The 19,687-nt window shown below is 70.8% G+C and carries 15 protein-coding genes and 1 riboswitch; of the genes, 11 read left to right on the top strand and 4 right to left on the bottom strand.

What is annotated here, in order from left to right; all coding sequences use genetic code 11:
* Positions 1–92 precede the first annotated feature (92 nt).
* The 4 genes from ACWCRA_RS09705 to def all read left to right on the top strand — a co-directional run bounded on the left by ACWCRA_RS09705 (position 93) and on the right by def (position 4,767).
* Positions 93–1,460, top strand: coding sequence for an HD-GYP domain-containing protein (locus tag ACWCRA_RS09705; RefSeq protein ID WP_351554885.1), 1,368 nt, complete (start codon positions 93–95; stop codon positions 1,458–1,460).
* A 143-nt stretch (positions 1,461–1,603) separates the two neighbouring features.
* A complete protein-coding gene (locus tag ACWCRA_RS09700; protein ID WP_451067196.1) occupies positions 1,604–2,836 on the top strand; it encodes an HD-GYP domain-containing protein in 1,233 nt (410 codons plus the stop codon).
* A gap of 193 nt (positions 2,837–3,029) precedes the next feature.
* Positions 3,030–4,034: a tetratricopeptide repeat protein gene (locus ACWCRA_RS09695; RefSeq protein WP_351554888.1), complete on the top strand. Its 1,005-nt coding sequence runs from the start codon at positions 3,030–3,032 to the stop codon at positions 4,032–4,034.
* A 79-nt stretch (positions 4,035–4,113) separates the two neighbouring features.
* Complete coding sequence (gene def / locus ACWCRA_RS09690; RefSeq protein ID WP_351554891.1) at positions 4,114–4,767, top strand: peptide deformylase; 654 nt, start codon at positions 4,114–4,116, stop codon at positions 4,765–4,767.
* A gap of 73 nt (positions 4,768–4,840) precedes the next feature.
* Here def and ACWCRA_RS09685 read toward each other — a convergent pair whose 3' ends face one another.
* From ACWCRA_RS09685 to ACWCRA_RS09675, 3 genes are all read right to left on the bottom strand, one after another.
* Positions 4,841–5,860 (bottom strand): ribonucleotide-diphosphate reductase subunit beta, encoded by a 1,020-nt coding sequence (locus tag ACWCRA_RS09685; protein WP_351554894.1) that lies wholly within the window; start codon positions 5,858–5,860, stop codon positions 4,841–4,843.
* Complete coding sequence (locus ACWCRA_RS09680) at positions 5,860–8,283, bottom strand: ribonucleoside-diphosphate reductase subunit alpha (RefSeq protein WP_451067195.1); 2,424 nt, start codon at positions 8,281–8,283, stop codon at positions 5,860–5,862. The genes ACWCRA_RS09685 and ACWCRA_RS09680 overlap by 1 nt, the downstream gene beginning before the upstream one ends.
* A 169-nt stretch (positions 8,284–8,452) precedes the next feature.
* Positions 8,453–8,522, bottom strand: a riboswitch (cobalamin riboswitch).
* A gap of 774 nt (positions 8,523–9,296) precedes the next feature.
* On the bottom strand, positions 9,297–10,061 hold the full coding sequence (locus tag ACWCRA_RS09675) for a GntR family transcriptional regulator (RefSeq protein ID WP_351554897.1): 765 nt from the start codon (positions 10,059–10,061) through the stop codon (positions 9,297–9,299).
* Positions 10,062–10,362: 301 nt separating this feature from the next.
* On the opposite strand from ACWCRA_RS09675, the gene ACWCRA_RS09670 reads away from it, so the two are divergent.
* The 5 genes from ACWCRA_RS09670 (at position 10,363) to ACWCRA_RS09650 (ending at position 16,394) form a co-directional block, all read left to right on the top strand.
* On the top strand, positions 10,363–11,661 hold the full coding sequence (locus ACWCRA_RS09670; protein ID WP_351554900.1) for a sugar ABC transporter substrate-binding protein: 1,299 nt from the start codon (positions 10,363–10,365) through the stop codon (positions 11,659–11,661).
* 111 nt (positions 11,662–11,772) lie between these two features.
* The gene (locus ACWCRA_RS09665; protein WP_351554903.1) at positions 11,773–12,789 is read left to right on the top strand and encodes a carbohydrate ABC transporter permease; all 1,017 of its coding nucleotides are present in this window, start codon (positions 11,773–11,775) and stop codon (positions 12,787–12,789) included.
* Positions 12,790–12,920: 131 nt separating this feature from the next.
* Complete coding sequence (locus ACWCRA_RS09660) at positions 12,921–13,703, top strand: carbohydrate ABC transporter permease (protein ID WP_451067230.1); 783 nt, start codon at positions 12,921–12,923, stop codon at positions 13,701–13,703.
* A gap of 9 nt (positions 13,704–13,712) precedes the next feature.
* On the top strand, positions 13,713–15,239 hold the full coding sequence (locus ACWCRA_RS09655) for a glycoside hydrolase family 3 protein (RefSeq protein WP_351554906.1): 1,527 nt from the start codon (positions 13,713–13,715) through the stop codon (positions 15,237–15,239).
* A gap of 84 nt (positions 15,240–15,323) precedes the next feature.
* Complete coding sequence (locus ACWCRA_RS09650; protein ID WP_451067194.1) at positions 15,324–16,394, top strand: SIS domain-containing protein; 1,071 nt, start codon at positions 15,324–15,326, stop codon at positions 16,392–16,394.
* 13 nt (positions 16,395–16,407) lie between these two features.
* Here the strand turns inward: ACWCRA_RS09650 and ACWCRA_RS09645 are convergent, their stop codons facing one another.
* Positions 16,408–17,187, bottom strand: coding sequence for an SDR family oxidoreductase (locus ACWCRA_RS09645; protein ID WP_351554912.1), 780 nt, complete (start codon positions 17,185–17,187; stop codon positions 16,408–16,410).
* Between the two features lie 79 nt (positions 17,188–17,266).
* On the opposite strand from ACWCRA_RS09645, the gene ACWCRA_RS09640 reads away from it, so the two are divergent.
* Both ACWCRA_RS09640 and ACWCRA_RS09635 read left to right on the top strand, forming a co-directional pair.
* Positions 17,267–17,881, top strand: a complete 615-nt coding sequence (locus ACWCRA_RS09640) for a TetR/AcrR family transcriptional regulator (RefSeq protein WP_351554915.1) — start codon at positions 17,267–17,269, stop codon at positions 17,879–17,881.
* Between the two features lie 311 nt (positions 17,882–18,192).
* Positions 18,193–19,674, top strand: a complete 1,482-nt coding sequence (locus ACWCRA_RS09635; RefSeq protein WP_351554990.1) for a histidine kinase N-terminal domain-containing protein — start codon at positions 18,193–18,195, stop codon at positions 19,672–19,674.
* Positions 19,675–19,687 lie beyond the last annotated feature (13 nt).

Here is a 19,687-nt window from a genome sequence, read left to right as displayed (position 1 = left end):
GTCACTCGTCTGTGCGAAGAACCGCCGCCGCCCCCGCCACCCACCCCCTCAACTCGCTAGCGTGACGCGCGAGATGCGAAGGGGGCGGCGCAGTGGGGTCCGTACCGGTGACGGCGCGCGCATACATTCTCTGCACGGTGCTCTGCGCGGGTGCCTGCGTGCTGCCCCTGGCCCGGCAGGGCGTGCCCGCCGGCTGGAGCGCCGTGGTGCTGCTGGCCGCGCTCTACGCCGGATGTGAGCTGCCCCCGCGCTGCCGCCATCTGCGCAAGGCCCTCCCCGTCAGCGCCGCCTCCTTCTTCCCGGTGCTGCTGACCGCGGCCTTTCTGCTGCCGCCCGCCGCCGCCGCGCTCGTCGCCGTCCCCGGCTCGCTGCTGGGGCGGGTGGAGCGCAGACCGGCCGGACCGCGGCGGATCTGGCGGGCCGGCCAGCTCGCCCTCGCCACCTGGAGCGCGTCCCGCACCCATCTGCTCCTCGGCGGCGCGCACACCCTCGGCGAGCCCCGCTTCCCGCACGCGCTGGTGCCGGCCGCCGCCGCGGCCGTCGTCTTCTGCCTGGTGCTGACCGCGCTGGAGGCCGGCATCCTCGCCACCGCCGAGCGCCGGCCGCCGCACACCGCCGCGCGCGATCTGCTGCTGCACTCCCTGGTGCCCCATCTGGTCCACGGGCTCGCCGGGCTGATGATGGCGGTCCTGTGGACCAGTCCGTACGGGCCGGTCTCCGCGCTCTTCGTCCTGCTGCCCATGTACATCTCCTGCTGGCTCTTCGCCCAGTACCACCGCGAGCGCACCGCCCACCAGGCCACCATCCGCGCCCTGGTGCAGGCTGTCGACCTCAAGGACCGCTACACCCGGGGCCACAGCGAGCGGGTGGGGCGGGCCTCCGTGCTCATCGGCCGCGAGCTGGGCATGGACGAGCGGCGGATCGAGGTGATCCGGTTCGCCGGAATCCTCCACGACGTGGGCAAGCTCGGTGTGCCGACCCGGGTCCTGCGCAAGGACGGGCCGCTGACCCCGCAGGAGCGGCGGGTGATCGAACTGCATCCGGAGTACGGCCACGAGATCGTGCGCGGCATCGGCTTCCTCGGCGAGGCGAGAGCCGCGATCCTGCACCACCACGAACGGCTGGACGGCACCGGCTACCCCTGCGGGCTCGCCGGGGAGCAGATCCCCGAGTTCGCCCGGGTCGTCGCCGTCGCGGACGCCTTCGACGCCATGACCTCCACACGCTCCTACTCCCGGGCCCGGCCGGTCGGGGTGGCGCTGGCGGAGCTGCACCGGTGCGCGGGCACCCACTTCGACCCCCGGATGGTCGCCGCGCTCACCCGGGCGCTGGAGCGGCACGGCTGGGAGACGGAGGTCACCTCCGACGAGGCCGCCGCCGTGACCACGCCCCAGGACGTGCGGGGCATTCCGTCCCAGCCGGTGCGGGTCGCCGACCGCACCCCCGGCGGCCCCGTATGACCCCCGCCGGGCGCCCGGAACCCCCCGCCGACCGCCCGGGCCCCCGCGCGGCGCACGCGGCCCCCCGAACCGCCAGCCCGGACCCCCGAACCCCCCGTGCCGCCACCCCGGCCCCCCGCACCGGCGGCGCCCTCGCCCTCCTGGTGGCCGTCCACACCGCCGCCGCCCTCCTCGCCGGCATCGCCCTCGCCGCCACCCTCTGGAACGGCTTCCGCGAACCCGGCAACGCCCTCGCCTTCGGGGCCCTCATCGCCATCGGCGAGACCGTCCGCTGGGGCGCCGCGCCCGGCGAGCGCGAACCCGCGCCCCTCGGAGCCGCCGGAGCACTCGCGTACGCCCTGCTCGGCGAGTGCGCGGGCCGCATGACCAGCCACGGCGTGCTCCAGGTCGTCGCCGTCGTCGTCGCGGGGGCGCTCACCGGCGCCGTACCGCAGCTGGCCCACCGGCCGGGGCCCGCCCTCGACCATGTCTCCCGACGGGTACTGAGCGTCACCGTCGCCGCCGTCTGCTTCCAGCCGCTCTACAACTCCGGCGGACTCGGCCACTGGGCGCACGGCGCCTCCTACGCCCTGCTCCTGCTGGTCCTGCTGCTGCTCACGGCCCTGTGCGACGCGCTGCTCGCCGCGCTGATGCTCCGCGCCCGCACCGGCTTCCCGTACGGCCCGCTGCTCCGCGAGGAACTGCGCGCGCTCCTCGGCATCGGCTCCGCCGTCTGCGCCAGCGGCGCGGTCATCGCGCTCGCCGTCGCCGTCGCGGGGCTCTGGGCACTGCCCGTCTTCTGTGTGCCGCTGCTCCTCACCCAGCTCTCCTTCCGGCGGTACGAGGCGGTACGGATCACCTACCGGCAGACCATCGCCTCGCTCGCCCGCGCCACCGAGATCGCCGGCTACACCCCGCCAGGACACGCCCGCAGGGTCGCCGCGCTCAGCTGCGCCGTCGGCCGGGAGATGGGGCTGTCCGGCAGCCATCTGACCGTGCTGGAGTACGCCGCGCTGATGCACGACATCGGCCAGCTCTCGCTGGTGGACCCCGTGCCCGACGGCGCCACGGCACTGCTGCCCACCGCCCGGCAGCGCAGGATCGCGCTGCTGGGCGGGGCCGTCGTCCGGCAGACCGGGGTGCCCGCCGAGGTCGCCGTCGTGGTGGAGCGGCAGGCCGACCCCTACCGTGATCAGCCGCTGCCCGCCCGGATCGTCCGCGCCGTCAACGCATACGACGACCTGACGCGGGGAGGCGCGGAGGGAGCGCACAGCCCGCTCGGCGCACTGGAGCGGCTGCGGCTCGGCACCGGGCGCGACTACCACCCCGAGGTGGTCGAGTCGCTCGCCCGGGTGCTGGGCCGCGGCGGCGGCCCGGTCGCCGCGCACCCCGGCTGAACGCTCGGGTCTGACCCCGGTTCCACCGGGGTAACCCATGGGTAATGAGCCAGCCCTCAGCCGGGCATGGTTGGATGCGAAAGAGGACAGACGACCAGCGTCAAGCAGACACACGAAGCAGTGACGAAGCAGTACGGGGAAACACACCAACAGCGTCCGGGAAAGTGACCCGAACGACCGGCAGGCGGGAATCGTGAGGATCTTCGGGAAGGTACGGCATCGGCCCTCCGCCTCGTGGCGGCAGGCCACCGACCGCGCGTTCACGCTGATCGGCGACGGCCGGTACGAGGACGCGGGAGCGCTGCTGACACGGGCGGCCGACCTTGAGCCCTGGCTCTCCGAGTCCTGGTTCAATCTGGCCCTGCTGCACAAATTCCGGCACGACTGGGAGCAGGCGAGGGCCGCCGGGCTGCGCGCCGTGGCCCTGCTGGACAAGGAGGCCGGCGCCCCCGACTGGTGGAACGTCGGGATCGCCGCCACCGCCCTCCAGGACTGGCCGCTGGCCCGCCGCGCCTGGCAGGCGTACGGCCTCAAGGTCCCCGGGGTGCCCACCCGCAGCGGTGGCGTCGGCGCGGGACCGGGCGGCGAACCCCTGGAGATGGACCTCGGCAGCGCCGCCGTCCGGCTCTCGCCCGAGGGCGAGGCCGAGGTGGTGTGGGGCCGGCGGCTCGACCCGGCCCGGATCGAGGTGCTGTCGATCCCGCTGCCGTCCTCGGGCCGCCGCTGGGGCGAGGTCGTCCTCCACGACGGCGTGCCCAACGGGGAGCGCACCACCGCGGCCGGCCCCGCCTTCCCGGTCTTCGACGAGATCGAGCTGTGGGCTCCCTCACCCGTCCCCACCTGGGTGGTGCTGCTGGAAGCCGCCTCCGAGGCCGACCGGGACGCGCTGGAGCAGCTCGCCTCCGACGCCGGATTCGCCGCCGAGGACTGGTCGTCCTCGGTGCGGCTGCTCTGCCGCTCCTGTTCCGAGAGCCGGATGCCCAGCGCCGAGGGCGAGGGCGAGCACCTCGACCCCCACGACCACAGCGAACCGGGCCACCCCGGGCCGCTGGGCCACCGCACCGCGGGGGAGCTGTGGTCCCCCGAGCGCGAGTGCGGTATCGCGGCCCCCGCCGGCCTGGTCCGCGGGCTGCTCGACGGCTGGGTCGCGGACAGCCCGGATTCCCGGGAGTGGCGGGATCTCGAGGAAGTCTGCTGAACCCTGCCCGTAGGCTGTACGGACACAGGGTGACCCCCGCCGGGCAGTCACCGAGCACCCAGGAAGGCGTACGGCTGACATGGCGTCGCAGCAGGAGACGGACCAGCAGGTCAATGAGGGTTCCGCCGTGGACGACGAGGGTTTTCTCGTCGACACGGAGGACTGCGAGGCACGCGAGCTCGCCCACCGGGAGCGCGGCACCTCGCGCCCGATCACGGTCGTCGGCAACCCGGTGCTCCACAAGGAGTGCCAGGACGTCACCGCCTTCGACGGTGCGCTCGCCTCGCTGATCGATGACATGTTCGCCAGCCAGCGGACGGCGGAGGGCGTGGGCCTGGCCGCCAACCAGATCGGCGTCGATCTGAAGGTCTTCGTCTACGACTGCCCGGACGACGACGGCGTCCGCCACACCGGATACATCTGCAATCCGGTCCTGGAGGAGCTGCCGCCCGAGCGCCGGGTGCTCGACGACTCCAACGAGGGCTGCCTCTCCGTGCCCACCGCCTACGCCGAGCTGGCCCGCCCCGACTACGCGGTGGTGCGCGGCCAGGACCTGCACGGCAACCCGGTCAAGCTGCGCGGCAGCGGCTACTTCGCCCGCTGCCTCCAGCACGAGACCGACCACCTGTACGGCTATCTGTACATCGACCGGCTCTCCAAGCGCGACCGCAAGGACGCCCTGCGGCAGATGGCGGAGGGCACCCCCCGCTACCCCGTCGTCCCGAACGACTGACCCGGCCGCCGGTACGCGACAGGGCCCGCCCACCATCCGGTGGGCGGGCCCTGTCGTCGGTGGCGCCGCCGGCTCAGAAGTCCTCGCCGAGGTCGACGGAGCCCTCGACCGCGACCTGGTACGCGGACGGGCGCCGCTCGAAGAAGTTCGTCAGCTCCTGGACACCCTGGAGCTCCATGAACGAGAACGGGTTCTCCGAGCCGTACACCGGGGCGAAGCCCAGCCGGGTCAGCCGCTGGTCCGCGACGCACTGGAGGTACTCGCGCATGGACTCGGTGTTCATGCCCGGCAGACCGTCGCCGCAGAGATCGCGGCCGAACTGCAGCTCGGCCTCCACGGCCTCCGCCAGCATATCGGTGACCTGTCGCTGGAGCTCGTCGTCGAACAGCTCCGGCTGCTCCTTGCGGACCGTGTCCACGACCTCGAAGGCGAAGTTCATGTGCATGGTCTCGTCCCGGAACACCCAGTTGGTGCCGGTGGCCAGACCGTGCAGCAGCCCGCGCGAGCGGAACCAGTACACATAGGCGAAGGCGCCGTAGAAGAACAGCCCCTCGATGCAGGCGGCGAAGCAGATCAGATTCAGCAGGAAGCGGCGCCGGTCGGAGTGGGACTCCAGCCGGTCCAGCTTCTCGACCGAGTCCATCCACGTGAAGCAGAACTGCGCCTTCTCGCGGATCGAGGGGATGTTCTCGACCGCCGCGAACGCCGCCGTGCGGTCCTCCGGGTCGGGGAGATAGGTGTCGAGCAGCGTCAGATAGAACTGGACGTGCACGGCCTCCTCGAAGAGCTGACGGCTGAGGTAGAGCCGCGCCTCGGGGGAGTTGATGTGCTTGTAGAGCGTCAGCACCAGATTGTTGGCGACGATCGAGTCACCGGTGGCGAAGAAGGCCACCAGCCGGCCGATCAGATGCTGCTCGCCGGGGGTGAGCTTGGCGAGGTCGGCGACGTCGGAGTGGAGGTCGACCTCCTCCACCGTCCAGGTGTTCTTGATCGCGTCCCGGTAGCGCTCGTAGAAGTCCGGGTAGCGCATCGGGCGCAGGGTGAGTTCGAAGCCCGGGTCGAGCAGGTTCTTGGTCTCGGACGGAGTGGACATTACTGGCAGGCCTCGCAGGACTCGGGGTTCTCCAGGGAGCAGGCGACCGCCTCTTCGGGGGTGGCCTGCACCGGTACGGGTACGGGGGCGGCGGCGGGAGCGTTGCCGGACGCGGCACGGGCGATCCGGGTCGCCGGGCGGGAGCGCAGGTAGTACGTGGTCTTCAGGCCCTGCTTCCAGGCGTACGCGTACATCGAGCTGAGCTTGCCGATGGTCGGCGTCTCCAGGAACAGGTTCAGCGACTGCGACTGGTCCAGGAACGGGGTGCGGGCGGCGGCCATGTCGATCAGTCCGCGCTGCGGGATCTCCCACGCCGTGCGGTACAGCTCGCGCACCTCGGCGGGGACCCAGGTGAAGCCCTGGACCGATCCATTGGCCTCGCGCAGCGCCTCCCGGGTCTGGGCGTCCCAGACGCCGAGCCGCTTCAGCTCCTGCACCAGATAGGAGTTGACCTGGAGGAACTCACCGGAGAGCGTCTCGCGCTTGAAGAGGTTGGAGACCTGCGGCTCGATGCACTCGTACACACCCGCGATGGAGGCGATGGTGGCGGTCGGGGCGATCGCCAGCAGCAGGGAGTTGCGCATCCCGGTGGTGGCGATGCGCTCGCGCAGCGCGGCCCAGCGCTCCGGCCAGTTCAGCTCGACACCGTAGTGGTCCGGGTGGAGCACTCCGCGCGCGCTCCGGGTCTTCTCCCAGGCGGGCAGCGGTCCGTTGCGCTCGGCGAGGCCGGCGGAGGCCTCATAGGCGGCGAGCATGATCCGCTCGGCGATCCGGGTGGAGAGCGCGCGGGCCTCGGGGGAGTCGAAGGGCAGCTTCAGCTGGAAGAAGACGTCCTGGAGGCCCATGGCGCCCAGGCCCACCGGGCGCCACCTGGTGTTGGAGCGCCCGGCCTGCTCGGTCGGGTAGAAGTTGATGTCCACGACCCGGTCGAGGAAGGTCACGGCGGTACGGACGGTCTCGTCCAGCCGCTCCCAGTCGATGTCGCCGCCGGAGACGAAGGCGCCCAGGTTGACCGAGCCCAGGTTGCAGACGGCGGTCTCGCCGTCGTCGGTGACCTCCAGGATCTCGGTGCAGAGATTGGAGGAGTGGACCGTGTGGCCCGGCAGGGCGGTCTGGTTGGCGGTGCGGTTGGAGGCGTCCTTGAAGGTCATCCAGCCGTTGCCGGTCTGGGCGAGGGTACGCATCATCCGGCCGTACAGCTCGCGCGCGGGCATCGTCTTGCGGGCCAGGCCCGACGCCTCGGCCTTGCGGTAGGCGGCGTCGAACTCGTCGCCCCACAGATCCACCAGCTCGGGCACGTCCGAGGGGGAGAACAGCGACCACGCGGTGTCGGCGTCGACCCGGCGCATGAACTCGTCCGGAATCCAGTGCGCGAGGTTGAGGTTGTGGGTGCGCCGGGCGTCCTCGCCGGTGTTGTCGCGCAGCTCCAGGAACTCCTCGATGTCCGCGTGCCAGGTCTCCAGATAGACGGCGGCGGCGCCCTTGCGCCGGCCGCCCTGGTTCACGGCCGCGACCGAGGCGTCCAGGGTCTTGAGGAACGGCACGATGCCGTTGGAGTGCCCGTTGGTGCCGCGGATCAGCGAGCCCCGGGCCCGGATGCGGGAGTACGAGAGCCCGATGCCGCCGGCGTGCTTGGAGAGCCGGGCGACCTGGTGGTAGCGGCCGTAGATGGAGTCCAGCTCGTCCTGCGGGGAGTCCAGCAGATAGCAGGAGGACATCTGCGGGTGGCGGGTGCCCGAGTTGAAGAGAGTGGGGGAGGAGGGGAGGTAGTCGAGCCGGCTCATCAGCCGGTAGAGGGCGGCGACCTCGTCCAGCGCGCGCGCCGACTCGTCCTCGGCGAGCCCGCAGGCGACCCGGAGCATGAAGTGCTGCGGGGTCTCGATCACCTGACGGGTGATGGGGTGGCGCAGCAGATAGCGGCTGTAGAGGGTGCGCAGTCCGAAGTAGCCGAAGCGGTCATCGGCGTCCGGATCGATCAGCTCGTCCAGGCGGGCGGAGTGGAGCGTGACGAAAGCGGCGGTCCGGTCGGCGATCAGGCCCTCGGTGTGGCCGACGGCGACCGAGGCGGAGAAGGAGACCGAGCCCTGGCCGGCCGCCTCGTCCGCGATGGCGCGGGTGAGGAGCCGGGCGGCGAGCCGGGAGTAGGCCGGGTCCTCGGAGATGAGCCCCGCGGCGGCGTCGGTGGCCAGCCCCCGGAGTTCCGCCGCGTCCGACCCGGCGTGCCGGCCGCGCAGCGCGGCGGCGGCGACCTTGCCCGGGTCGGTGTCCGGCAGATCGGCGGTGAGGTCGGTGAGGGTCCGCAGCAGTGCGGTCCCGGGTCCGTCCCCGGGCTGCCCGGAGACGGGTCCGGGGACCCGTCCGGGAAGCTGTCCGGACACCTGCTCGGAGGTGCCTGAAGCCGGATCGGCTGGCGCGATGGTCACGTGGTGCTCTCCCTCGCTCGGCTCACGGGCCGGCGGGCGGGAGGGCACGCCGCAGGGCGCGCGTACCCGGTTCCGGGCAGCACTCCGCACGGCGTCCGCCGACCCAACCGCGAGGCCCGGACGTCTCGGCACCCGGGTCGGTCGAGCCGGGTGCGCTGCCGGCAGACGCCCGGACTCGCGTGGTGCGACAAAGGGCACCACAGCACACCGTTGCGGGACAGTTCCGGATTCGCACCGGATTCCTCTGCGACGACAGCGAGATGAGCATACATGTGGGGGCGGGGGGTGGTGGTACCCCCCAGATGTTGTGTCGCGGGGGTGTTGGGCCCTCTACACAAGGTCACCTCCGGAGGGGCTGCCGAGCCCCTCCGGAGAGCCTGCGAGCCCCTTCCCGGCCCCCTGCGAGGGGTGCGCCACGGGGGCTGTCGTCAGGCGGGGGTGGGGCTGAGTGTGCTCGGGCTGCCCGTGGCGCGGGGCGGCGGGCTGGGTCGGCTCGGGCTGCCCGTGGCGCGGGGTCCGTCCGCAATCTCCCCCGGAGCCGCCTCTGGGAGGTGCTCCCCCCGGACGGGCCGGGTTGCCCGGGTGGGCCGGGATGTCCTCTTCGGGGAGCGGAGGCGTGGCCACTCGGCGCCACCGGTGAGTGGAGGCATGCCCGCTCAGCCTCGCCGGTGAGCCGAGGCACGAATTCCAGCCCCGCCGGCGTTTGAGGCGCGGGGGTTCGGGGGCTGGCCCCCGACCGTGGCCCGCGGGATGCGGGGTCCTGTGGCGCGGGGTCCGTCCTCAAACTCCCCCGGAGCTGCCTCTGGGAGGTGCCCCCGGACGGGCTGAGATTGCTCGGGTTACCTGTGGCACAGGGTCCGTCCTCAAACTCCCCCAGAGCTGCCTCTGGGAGGCGCCCCCGGCCGGGCCGGGGTGCCCGGGGTGCCCGGGGTGCCCAGCGGGGCATGGCGACGGCCCCGCGTCGGTGGGCCCGGAGAGGGGGCCGCGGCGCGGGGCCGGCCAGGGAGGAGCGGTCAGGGAGTGGGGCGCTTCAGGCGGGCGACGAACTTGTACCGGTCACCCCGGTACACCGACCGCACCCACTCCACCGGCTCCCCCTCCGCATCCAGCGAATGCCGCGACAGCATCAGCATCGGCAACCCCACATCCGTCCCCAGCAACCCCGCCTCGCGCGGCGTCGCCAGCGACGTCTCGATGGTCTCCTCCGCCTCCGCGAGATGAATCCCGTAGACCTCCGCGAGAGCCGTGTACAGCGAGGTGTACTTCACCAGGCTCCGCCGCAGCGCCGGAAAGCGTTTGGCCGAAAGATGCGTTGTCTCGATCGCCATCGGCTCCCCGCTGGCGAGCCGCAGCCGCTCGATCCGCAACACCCTCCCCCCGGTGGTGATGTCCAGCAGCCCCGCCAGGGTGTCATCCGCCGTCACATACCCGATGTCCAGCAGCTGAGACGTCGGTTCCAGCCCCTGGGCGCGCATGTCCTCGGTGTACGAGGTCAGTTGGAGCGCCTGGGACACCTTCGGCTTGGCCACGAAGGTGCCCTTGCCCTGGATGCGTTCCAGCCGCCCCTCGACCACCAGCTCCTGGAGCGCCTGGCGTACCGTGGTCCGCGAGGTGTCGAATTCGGCCGCAAGTGTGCGTTCGGGGGGCACGGGTGTCCCGGGCGGCATAGTCTCTGTCATGTCCAGAAGGTGGCGCTTGAGCCGGTAGTACTTGGGTACCCGCGCGGTACGTGTCTGAGGTCCGCCCTCGGTCTCCGTACCCACCCCGTCCGTGGTCATGCCCCGCCTTCCCGACTCCTGCGTTGCTGCCGTCACCGGCTCCTCCGTCTGTAGCGGCTCACATGGTGGCACGGTCCGGTCACGGGTCGTCGCCCTCCCTCAGGTGTCGGTCCTATAACGGACGCGACTGCCCTTCTTATACACCCTTGACACCCCTAAAGGTCTAGGCCAAGCTCCGGGTACTGGTCTAAACCATTAAAGACCAGGTCCCAGCCCCACGGGCAGACCGAAAAGCGCTGTCTCTGCGTGTTGTGCGACTCCCGGGCGGTGGGGGGAAATCTGCATCCCTGAGGAGGGTGTCGTGAAGCGCAAGCTCATATCCGCCGTTGGCGTGGCGGCAATGATGGTTTCGGTCGCGGCCTGTGGCTCGGACAGTGACGACAAGGCCAAGGACCCCAAGGACCGGACCGGTAATCTCACCGTCTGGCTCATGAACGACGCGCAGTCGACCTGGCCCGAGGTCGTCAAGGCGGCGAACGACGAGTTCAAGAAGAAGTACCCGAAGGTCAACGTCAAGGTCCAGTACCAGCTGTGGGCCGACAAGACCCGCAAGCTCGACGCCGCTCTCTCCGGTGACTCCTTCCCGGATGTGGTCGAGCTCGGCAACACCGAGACCATGACGTACATCCTCAACGACGCCCTCGCCGAGATCGACGAGAGCAAGTACCAGAACTCGGACACCTGGATCAAGGGTCTGAAGGACACCTGCACCTACGAGGGCAAGCTCTACTGTGTGCCCTACTACGCCGGTGCGCGCGTCGCGATCTACAACAAGGAGATGTTCAAGGAGGGCGCGGGCGTCGACAAGCTGCCCGCGACCGAGGCCGAGCTGACCAAGGCCCTGGACAAGCTCCAGACGAAGTACGGCAAGGACAAGGCCTACTCCCCGCTCTACCTCCCGGGCAAGTACTGGTACGCCGCGATGTCCTACGTCGCCGCGTACGGCGGCCAGATCGCCAAGTACGACGAGGGCTCGAAGAAGTGGGAGTCCCAGCTCTCCACCCCCGAGGCCCAGAAGGGCATCGAGCACTACGTCAACCTGGTCAAGAAGTACAACAAGGCTGACAAGACCAAGGACGAGCAGGACCACGCCAACGTCATGGCCAACGAGAAGACCGCTCTTCTCTACGGCAACGGCTGGGAGGCCGGCAGCGTCGTCGACTCCGAGGGCAGTGGCAACAAGGAGCTGAAGGGCAAGATCGACGTCGCCGGCATGCCGGGCCCCGACGGCAAGGCGCTCCCGTCCTTCATCGGTGGTTCGGACCTCGGTGTCATCTCGAAGTCCAAGCAGCAGGACCTGGGCGAAGAGTGGATCTCGATCTACACGAACGAGAAGAACCAGGAAGCCCTCACCACCAAGAACATCCTTCCGAACAACACCAAGCAGCTGGAGCCGCTGAAGGCGAAGCCGGAGACCGCCGCGGTCGCCAACGCCGTTCCGGACGCCTGGTTCACTCCGATCGCCCCGGGCTGGGCCGCGATCGAGAAGAAGGAGATCCTGGAGCAGATGCTGCTCGAGATCATCCGGGGGACGTCGGTCGCCGATGCCACGAAGAAGGCCGACGAGGAGATCAACAAGCTGATCAACGAGGCGTCCTGACCCCAGCGGTCCTGACCCTCTGATCTCCCCGCGGGGGTGACGGGCCGGCGTTCACGCGCCGGCCCGTCCCTCCGCCCTCAGGCGAACAGTCCGAACGGAAGGCCACGCACGATGAGTGCCGCCGAGCTCAAGACCCCCGGGGGACCGGACCCCCAAGGCTCCGACACGGCCACGGCCGCCAGACGGCCGGATGGTGTCCATGAACCCAAGTTGTCGGGGGGTGGGAAGCGGCCGAAGCGCAAGGGTGCGGCTCTCCCCTATCTGCTGATCCTCCCCACCGTCGTCGCGGTTCTCGCGGTCTTCATCTGGCCGCTGATCAAGACGACGATCATGTCCTTCCAGGACGTGGGCCGCAAAGAGCTGTGGACGGGTGAGCCGGCCCCCTGGGTGGGCTTCGAGCAGTTCACCAACATCTTCGGCGACTCGGCCTTCTGGGACTCGGTCGTTCTGACCGTGATCTTCATGGTCGTGTGCGTGGTCACCACGCTGGTCATCGGTCTGGGTGTCGCGCTGATGATGCAGCGCATGTCGACCTGGGCGCGGCTGTCGCTGACCGCCGCCCTGATCGCCGCCTGGTCGATCCCGGTGATGGTCGCCTCCTCGATCTTCCGCTGGTTCTCCGACTCCGACTACGGCGTCATGAACATGGTCCTGACCAAGTACCTGGGTCTGGACTTCCAGGGCCACAACTGGTGGCTGGACTACAAGCAGGGCTTCCTCATCATCGGCGCGGTCGTCGTCTGGGGCGCCATCCCCTTCGTCTCGATCACGCTGTACGCGGCCCTCACCCAGGTCCCCAAGGAGCTGGAGGAAGCCGCCGCGATCGACGGCGTCAACGCGTTCGGCAACTTCCGCTATGTGACCTTCCCGGTCATCAAGCCGGTCTTCCAGATGGTCGCCACACTGTCGGTGATCTGGGACTTCAATGTCCTCGGCCAAGTCTGGCTGATGCGCGGCGGCAAGCCGGAGCCCGAGTACGAGGTCATCGGCCTCTACGCCTTCAACAAGGCCTTCGAGTCCAACTCCTTCAGCCAGGGCGCGGCCATCTCCCTGATCACCGTGCTGCTGCTGTCCGGTGTCGCCGTGTACTACCTGCGTCAGCTGCTCAAGATCGGAGAGGTCGATTGAGCGCCACCGCCTCCGCGCCGAAGACCGATACGCCCGTGAACACCGTGAAGTCCGTCCCCGCCGCCGGCAAGAAGCAGAAGGCGAAGGACCGTAAGAAGAAGAGCCGCCACGTCTACAACGCCGTCGGGGTCCTGACCTTCCTGGTCATGATCTTCCCGGTGTACTGGCTCGTCGTCAGCTCCCTGCGGCCCAACCGGGAGATCCGCAGCTACGACCAGACGCTCTGGCCGTCGTCGATCACCTTCGACAACTTCTCCCGCGCCGTCAGCTACGAGAACTTCGGCACCGCGATCAAGTCCAGCCTGATCGTCAGCCTCACCGCCGTGGTCGGCGCCATGGTCATGGCCACCGTCGCCGCCTACGCGATCGGCCGCTTCCGTTTCTACGGGCGCCGGGTCTTCATGGTCGTGCTCATCCTGGTGCAGCTGCTGCCGCCGACCGCGATGCTGATCCCGATCTACCTCCAGCTCAACGACTTCGGCGCGCTGAACGAGTACTGGGGCGTCATCGTCATCTACCTCGTCTCCACGCTCCCCTTCGCGACCTGGATGATCCGCGGCTTCGTGATCAACATCCCGAAGGAGCTGGAGGAGTCCGCGATGGTGGACGGGTGCACCCAGATGGGCGCCTTCTGGCGGATCATCTTCCCGCTCCTCGCGCCCGGCCTCGCCGCCGCGTCCATCTACTCGCTGATCAACGCCTGGAACGAGTACCTGCTCGCGTACATCGTCCTCCAGGACAACGACAAGTTCACGCTGAACGTCTGGCTGACGAACTTCACCACCTCCCGGGGCGTCGACTACGGCGCGCTGATGGCGGCGTCGACCATGATCGCGATCCCGGTCGTCATCTTCTTCATGTTCATCCAGAAGAAGATGGCCACGGGTCTCACCTCCGGCGCAGTGAAGGGATAACCGACCGCTATGACCACCGTCGTACGTGGGTCCTCGGACACCCTCACCCGTGACGCCCTGACCGTCCTCCAGCCGGGTTTCGTCGGTACCACCGCCCCCGACTGGCTGCTGCGGCAGATCGGCGAAGGACTCTCCGCCGTCGGGCTCTTCGGCCGGAACATCGTCACCCCCGAGCAGCTGACCGCGCTCAACGCGCAGCTGCGGGCCGAGCGGGACGATGTCCTGGTCGCCATCGACGAGGAGGGCGGCGACGTCACCCGTCTGGAGGTGCGCGACGGCTCGTCCTTCCCGGGCAACTACGCGCTGGGCACGGTGGACGACACCGTTCTCACCCGCGAGGTCGCCCGTGAGCTGGGCCGCCGGCTCGCCGAGTGCGGGGTCGACCTCAACTGGGCGCCCTCCGCCGACGTCAACGCCAACCCGGACAACCCGGTCATCGGCGTGCGGTCGTTCGGCGCGGACGCCCGGCTCGTCGCCCGGCACACCATCGCGTACGTCGAGGGCATGCAGTCCGCCGGCGTCGCGGCCTGCATCAAGCACTTCCCCGGGCACGGCGACACCAATGTGGACTCGCACCACGCCATGCCGCGGATCGATGTGGGGCTCGACACCCTGCACGCCCGTGATCTGCTGCCCTTCCGCGAGGCCGTCGCGGCCGGGCCGAAAGCGGTGATGAGCGCGCACATCCTGCTCCCCGCGCTCGACCGGGACCGCCCGGCGACGCTGAGCCCGCAGATCCTCAACGGTCTGCTCCGCGAGGAGCTGGGCTTCGGCGGTCTGATCATCACCGATGGCATCGAGATGCAGGCCATCGCCTCGACCTACGGCATCGAGCGCGGCTCCGTCCTCGCCATCGCCGCCGGTATCGACGCGATCTGCGTCGGTGGCGGGCTCGCCGACGAGCAGACCGTGCTCAGCCTGCGCGACGCGCTGGTCACCGCGGTCCGCGGCGGGGACCTCCCCGAGGAGCGGCTGGCCGACGCGGCGGCGCGGGTGCGCGCCCTCGCCGACTGGACCCGCCGTGCCAGGGCCGCCGTGGCCGAGCAGGGCCCGGGACAGGGCTCCGATGTCGGTCTGGTCGCCGCGCGCCGCGCGATCCGGGTCACCGCGGGTGAACTCCCGTACACCCCGGTCACCGGCACCCCGTATGTCGCCTCGTTCGCCCCGGAGGCCAATATCGCCGTCGGCGACGAGACCCCGTGGGGTGTCGCGCCGGAGCTGGCGAAACTGCTGCCGGGGACCGTGGCCGACACCTACGGCGAGCCGGAGGGCGAGGTATCGGCCCTGGTGAGCAAGGTGCTGGGCAGCGCCGCAGACCGTAGGATCGTCGCAGTGGTACGTGATGTGCACCGGCACGCGTGGATGGCGGCGGCGCTGGACGCGCTGATCGAGGCCCGGCCGGGGACGGTCGTGGTCGAGATGGGTGTGAACCGGGCGCAGCCCAAGGGCGCGCTCCACATCGCGACCCACGGTGCCGCCCGTGTCTGCGGGCGGGCCGCCGCGGAGGTCATCACCGGCCAGGGCGCCGGAGCCTGACCGGCGCGGACCGGACGTACTGGGGGGCGGGTGCCGAGAGGCCCCGCCCCCCGGCACATGGCAGGCCAGTTGGAGGCACCCACGATGTCCGCCACGCACTCGGCCGAAGAGAGCGAGCGCCCGGGCCGGATCATGGCCGGCGAGATGCTGGAACAGCCCGTGGTGCTGCGGCGCATCCTGGACCGGGGTGCGCCGCGCATCCATGAGGTGGCCGGTCTGATCGCGGAGCGCCGGCCGCGCTTCGTCCTGCTGACCGCGCGCGGCTCCTCCGACAACGCGGCGCTGTACGCGAAGTATCTGCTGGAGATCCGGCTCGGCCTGCCGTGCGGACTGACCTCCATGTCCACCACGACGGCCTACGGCGCCCGCCCCGATCTGCGGGATGTGCTGGTGGTGGTCGTCAGCCAGTCGGGCGGCTCACCGGACCTGGTCGCCTCCACCCGGGCGGCGCGCGGGGCGGGCGCCGTCACCCTCGCGGTCACCAACAACCCGGACTCCCCGCTGGCGGCGGTCGCCGAGTTCCACATCGACATCCTGGCCGGCGCCGAGAAGGCGCTCCCGGCGACCAAGACCTACACGGCGTCGCTGCTGGCGCTCTACCTCCTCGTGGAGGGGCTGCGCGGTGAGGACGGCTCGGCGGCCGGGGCGCTGCCGGAGCTGGCGGGCCGGGTTCTGGACCGGCAGGACGAGGTGCGCCGGCTGGCGTCGCGCTACCGGTTCGCCGAGCGGATGGTGATCACCTCACGGGGGTACGGCTATCCCACGGCCAAGGAGGCGGCGCTGAAGCTCATGGAGACGAGCTACATCCCGGCCCTGTCGTACTCCGGCGCCGATCTGCTGCACGGACCGCTGGCGATGGTGGACAACATCTCACCGGTGATCGCGGTCGTCCCCGACGGCCGGGGCGGCGAGGCCCTCCAGCCGGTCCTGGACCGGCTGCGCGGCCGGGGGGCGGATCTGGTGGTGGTCGGCCCCGCCGCACCCGCCGAGGCGGCGTCGGCGGGCTTCGTGCTGCCGACCGCGGGGGTCCCGGAGGAGCTCCAGCCGGTCCTGGAGATCCTGCCGCTGCAACTGCTGGCCCATGAGGTGGCCATCGCCCGGGGCCAGGACCCGGACGCCCCGAGGGCCCTGGCCAAGGTGACCGAGACCCACTGAGGCCGTCCGCCGTCTACGGCATGGTCCCGCCGGAGACATCCAGCCAGGCGCCGGTGACCCAGCGGCCGTCGTCGGACGCGAGGAAGGCGACCGCGTCCGCGATGTCCCCGGCGGTGCCCACCCGGCCGAGTGCCGCCCGCGCCGCCTCGCCCGCCCAGATCTCGTCGCTGTCGTGGAGCCAGGCGTTCATATCGGTGTCGATGACCCCGGGGGCCAGCGAGTTGACGGTGATGCCGCGCGGGCCGAGCACCTTGGAGAGATTCAGGCTGAAGGCGTCCAGGGCGGCCTTGGTCATCGCATAGGCGATCATCTCCGGCATCTGCCCCACCCGGGCCAGGCCGGAGGAGATGTTGATGACCCGGCCCCCGTCCCGCAGCCGGGACAGCCCCTCCCTGACCACGAAGAACGGCGCCTTGGTGTTGACGGCGAAGTACCGGTCGTAGGTCTGCTCGGAGATCTCCGTGAAGGGGTCCGGCTTGGCGATCCCCGCGTTGTTGATCACGATGTCGACGCCCGCCGACCCGGTGAGCCGGTCGTACTCGGCCCAGAGCGCCGCCGCGTCCCCCTCGATCCCCAGCTCCTGGCCCAGCGCGAAGGCCGAGCCGCCCGCCGCCTCGATGGCGGCCACGGTCTCCTTCGCGGCGGCCTCGTTGCCGCCGTAGTGCACGGCGACCCGTGCCCCGTCCCGCCCCAGCCGCTCGGCTATGCCCCGTCCGATGCCCCGGCTGCCCCCGGTGACCAGCGCCGTCTTCCCCGAAAGCCGTCCGTCGGACGTTGTTCCGCGCGTGCTCATCGCCGCGCCCCCTCTTCTCTAGCGGTCGCTACAGAAAGGACCGTACCAGATTCTTTAATGGCCGCTATAGAATGAGGTCATGGCGACGAAACAGCGCGGCCGGCCCCGGTCCTTCGACCGCGACACGGCGCTCCACCAGGCGATGCTGACCTTCTGGGAGCACGGATACGAGACGACCTCGATCGCCGATCTCACCCGGGTGATGGGGATCGGGGCCCCCAGCCTCTACGCCGCCTTCGGCGACAAGAGAGCCCTCTTCGCCGAGGTCGTGGAGGTCTACGCGGCCGGCTACGGCTCCTACGCGACCCGGGCCCTGGCCGAGGAGCCGACCGCCCGGGCGGCGGTCGCCCGGGTGCTGCGCGAGGCCGCGGGCCTGTTCACGGACCCCGGCCACCCCCGGGGCTGTCTGATGGTCAGCGCGGCGGTCAACTGCACGGCCCCCGACGTGGAGACGGCGCTGCGGGAGCAGCGCGCCGCCCAGTTCGCCGATTTCGAGCGCGGGATCGATGCCGATGTGGCGGCCGGGGTGCTGCCCGGGGGGACCGATGCCGGGGCGCTGGCCCGGTTCAGCGGAGCCGTCCTCCAGGGCATGGCGCACCAGGCCCGCGACGGGGCGACGGAGGAGGAGCTGGCGCGGGTCGCGGAACTGGCGATGCGCGCCTGGCCGGAAGAACCCGCGGGCCGCGGCGCCTGACGGGACCCTCAACCCGTCCGGCACCGCAGCCCGGAGTTGCTCCGGCCGGCGGGTGTGCGGTCCCGCGCGGCCGTGGGGGAGGACCGGGCGCAGTCAGGGCAGAGAGCGCCGGGGCCTCGTTCCACCCTCCTGTGCGGGGAGAGCGGAAGTTCTGGCTACTTCTTCATTGTGGACTAGACCATTCACGGATGTCCATGGATCGGCCGGGATTGGTTCCGGCCACCGCTCCCCGGACTCCGTCCCCCGCCCCATGGCACGGCCGCCCGACGCCTCCGGTTCACCTCGCGGGTACGCTCGCACACGTGCCCTCCATGAACGACCTCGTACGCCAGCACACCGCCCTGAGCGACTCCGACCTGGAGTGGCTCCATCTGCTGGTCTCGGAGTGGCAACTGCTCTCCGATCTCTCCTTCGCCGATCTGGTGCTGTGGGTCCCCACCCGCGACGGGGCCCGCTATGTCTCCGTGGCCCAGATGCGGCCCAACACCGGACCCACCTCCTACCAGGACGACATGGTCGGCCATCTCGTGCCGCGCGGCCGGCGCCCGCTGCTGGACGCCGCCCTGGACGAGGGCCGGATCGTCCGCGAGGGCGACCCCGAGTGGCGCGAGGAGGTCCCCGTGCGGGTCGAGTCCATCCCGGTGCGCCGTGAGGGCCGGGTTCTCGGCGTCATCGCGCGCAACACGAATCTGCTGACCGTGCGGACCCCCTCCCGGCTGGAGCTGACCTATCTCCAGTCCGCCTCCGACCTCGCCCAGATGATCGCCGCCGGCTCCTTCCCCTTCCCGGGCCAGCAGGTCGACATGGACGCCTCCCCGCGCGTCGGCGACGGGCTCATCCGTCTCGACGCCGACGGCATCGTCCAGTACGCCAGCCCCAACGCGCTCTCCGCCTACCACCGGCTCGGCCTCGCGTCCGACCTCGTCGGCCACCACCTCGGCCAGGTCACCGCCGATCTCGCCCCCGCCCGGGGCCCGGTCGACGAGGCCATGGTCAAACTCGCCAGCGGCTACGCGCCGCGCGAGGCGGAGGTCGAGGGCAACGGCGGGGTGATCCAGCTGCGCGCCATCCCGCTGAAGCCCAAGGGCACCCGCATCGGCTCCCTCGTCCTGCTGCGCGACGTCACCGAACTCCGTCGCCGCGAGCGTGAGTTGATCACCAAGGACGCCACCATCCGGGAGATCCACCACCGGGTGAAGAACAACCTCCAGACGGTCGCGGCCCTGCTGCGGCTCCAGGCCCGCCGGATGGACTCGGTGCGCGGCCGGGAGGCCCTCAACGAGGCCGTGCGGCGCGTCGGCTCGATCGCCATCGTCCATGAGACGCTCTCGCAGAATCTCGACGAGCGGGTCGAGTTCGACGAGATCGCCGACCGGGTCATCGCGATGGTGGCGGAGATCTCCCCGGGCAAGGTCGACTGCCGCCGCACCGGCCGCTTCGGCATTCTCGACGCCGAGGTCGCCACCCCGTTGTCGATGGTTCTCACCGAAGTGCTCCAGAACGCTCTGGAACACGCCTTTCCGGCGGGTGAGCGCGGCTCGGTGGAGGTATCGGCGGTACGCGGGGACCGCAGCGGCCATCAGGGTCCCGCCCGGCTCCTCATCACGGTCCAGGACGACGGCCGCGGACTTCCCGAGGGCTTTGACGCCCAGCGCGCCGGAAATCTCGGGCTCCAGATCGTACGGACCCTGGTGGAAGGGGAGTTGGGCGGCTCATTCGACATGCTTCCCGCGCCCGCGCCGGAGCGGGGGACCCGGGTCGTCCTCGATATTCCGGTGCGCGACCGGAAGTAATTCCCGGCCCGGC

The sequence above is a fragment of the Streptomyces sp. NPDC001889 genome, assembly GCF_053594535.1.
Note: the sequence above shows the minus strand (reverse complement) of the source record. Positions and strands in the feature narration are given on the sequence as shown.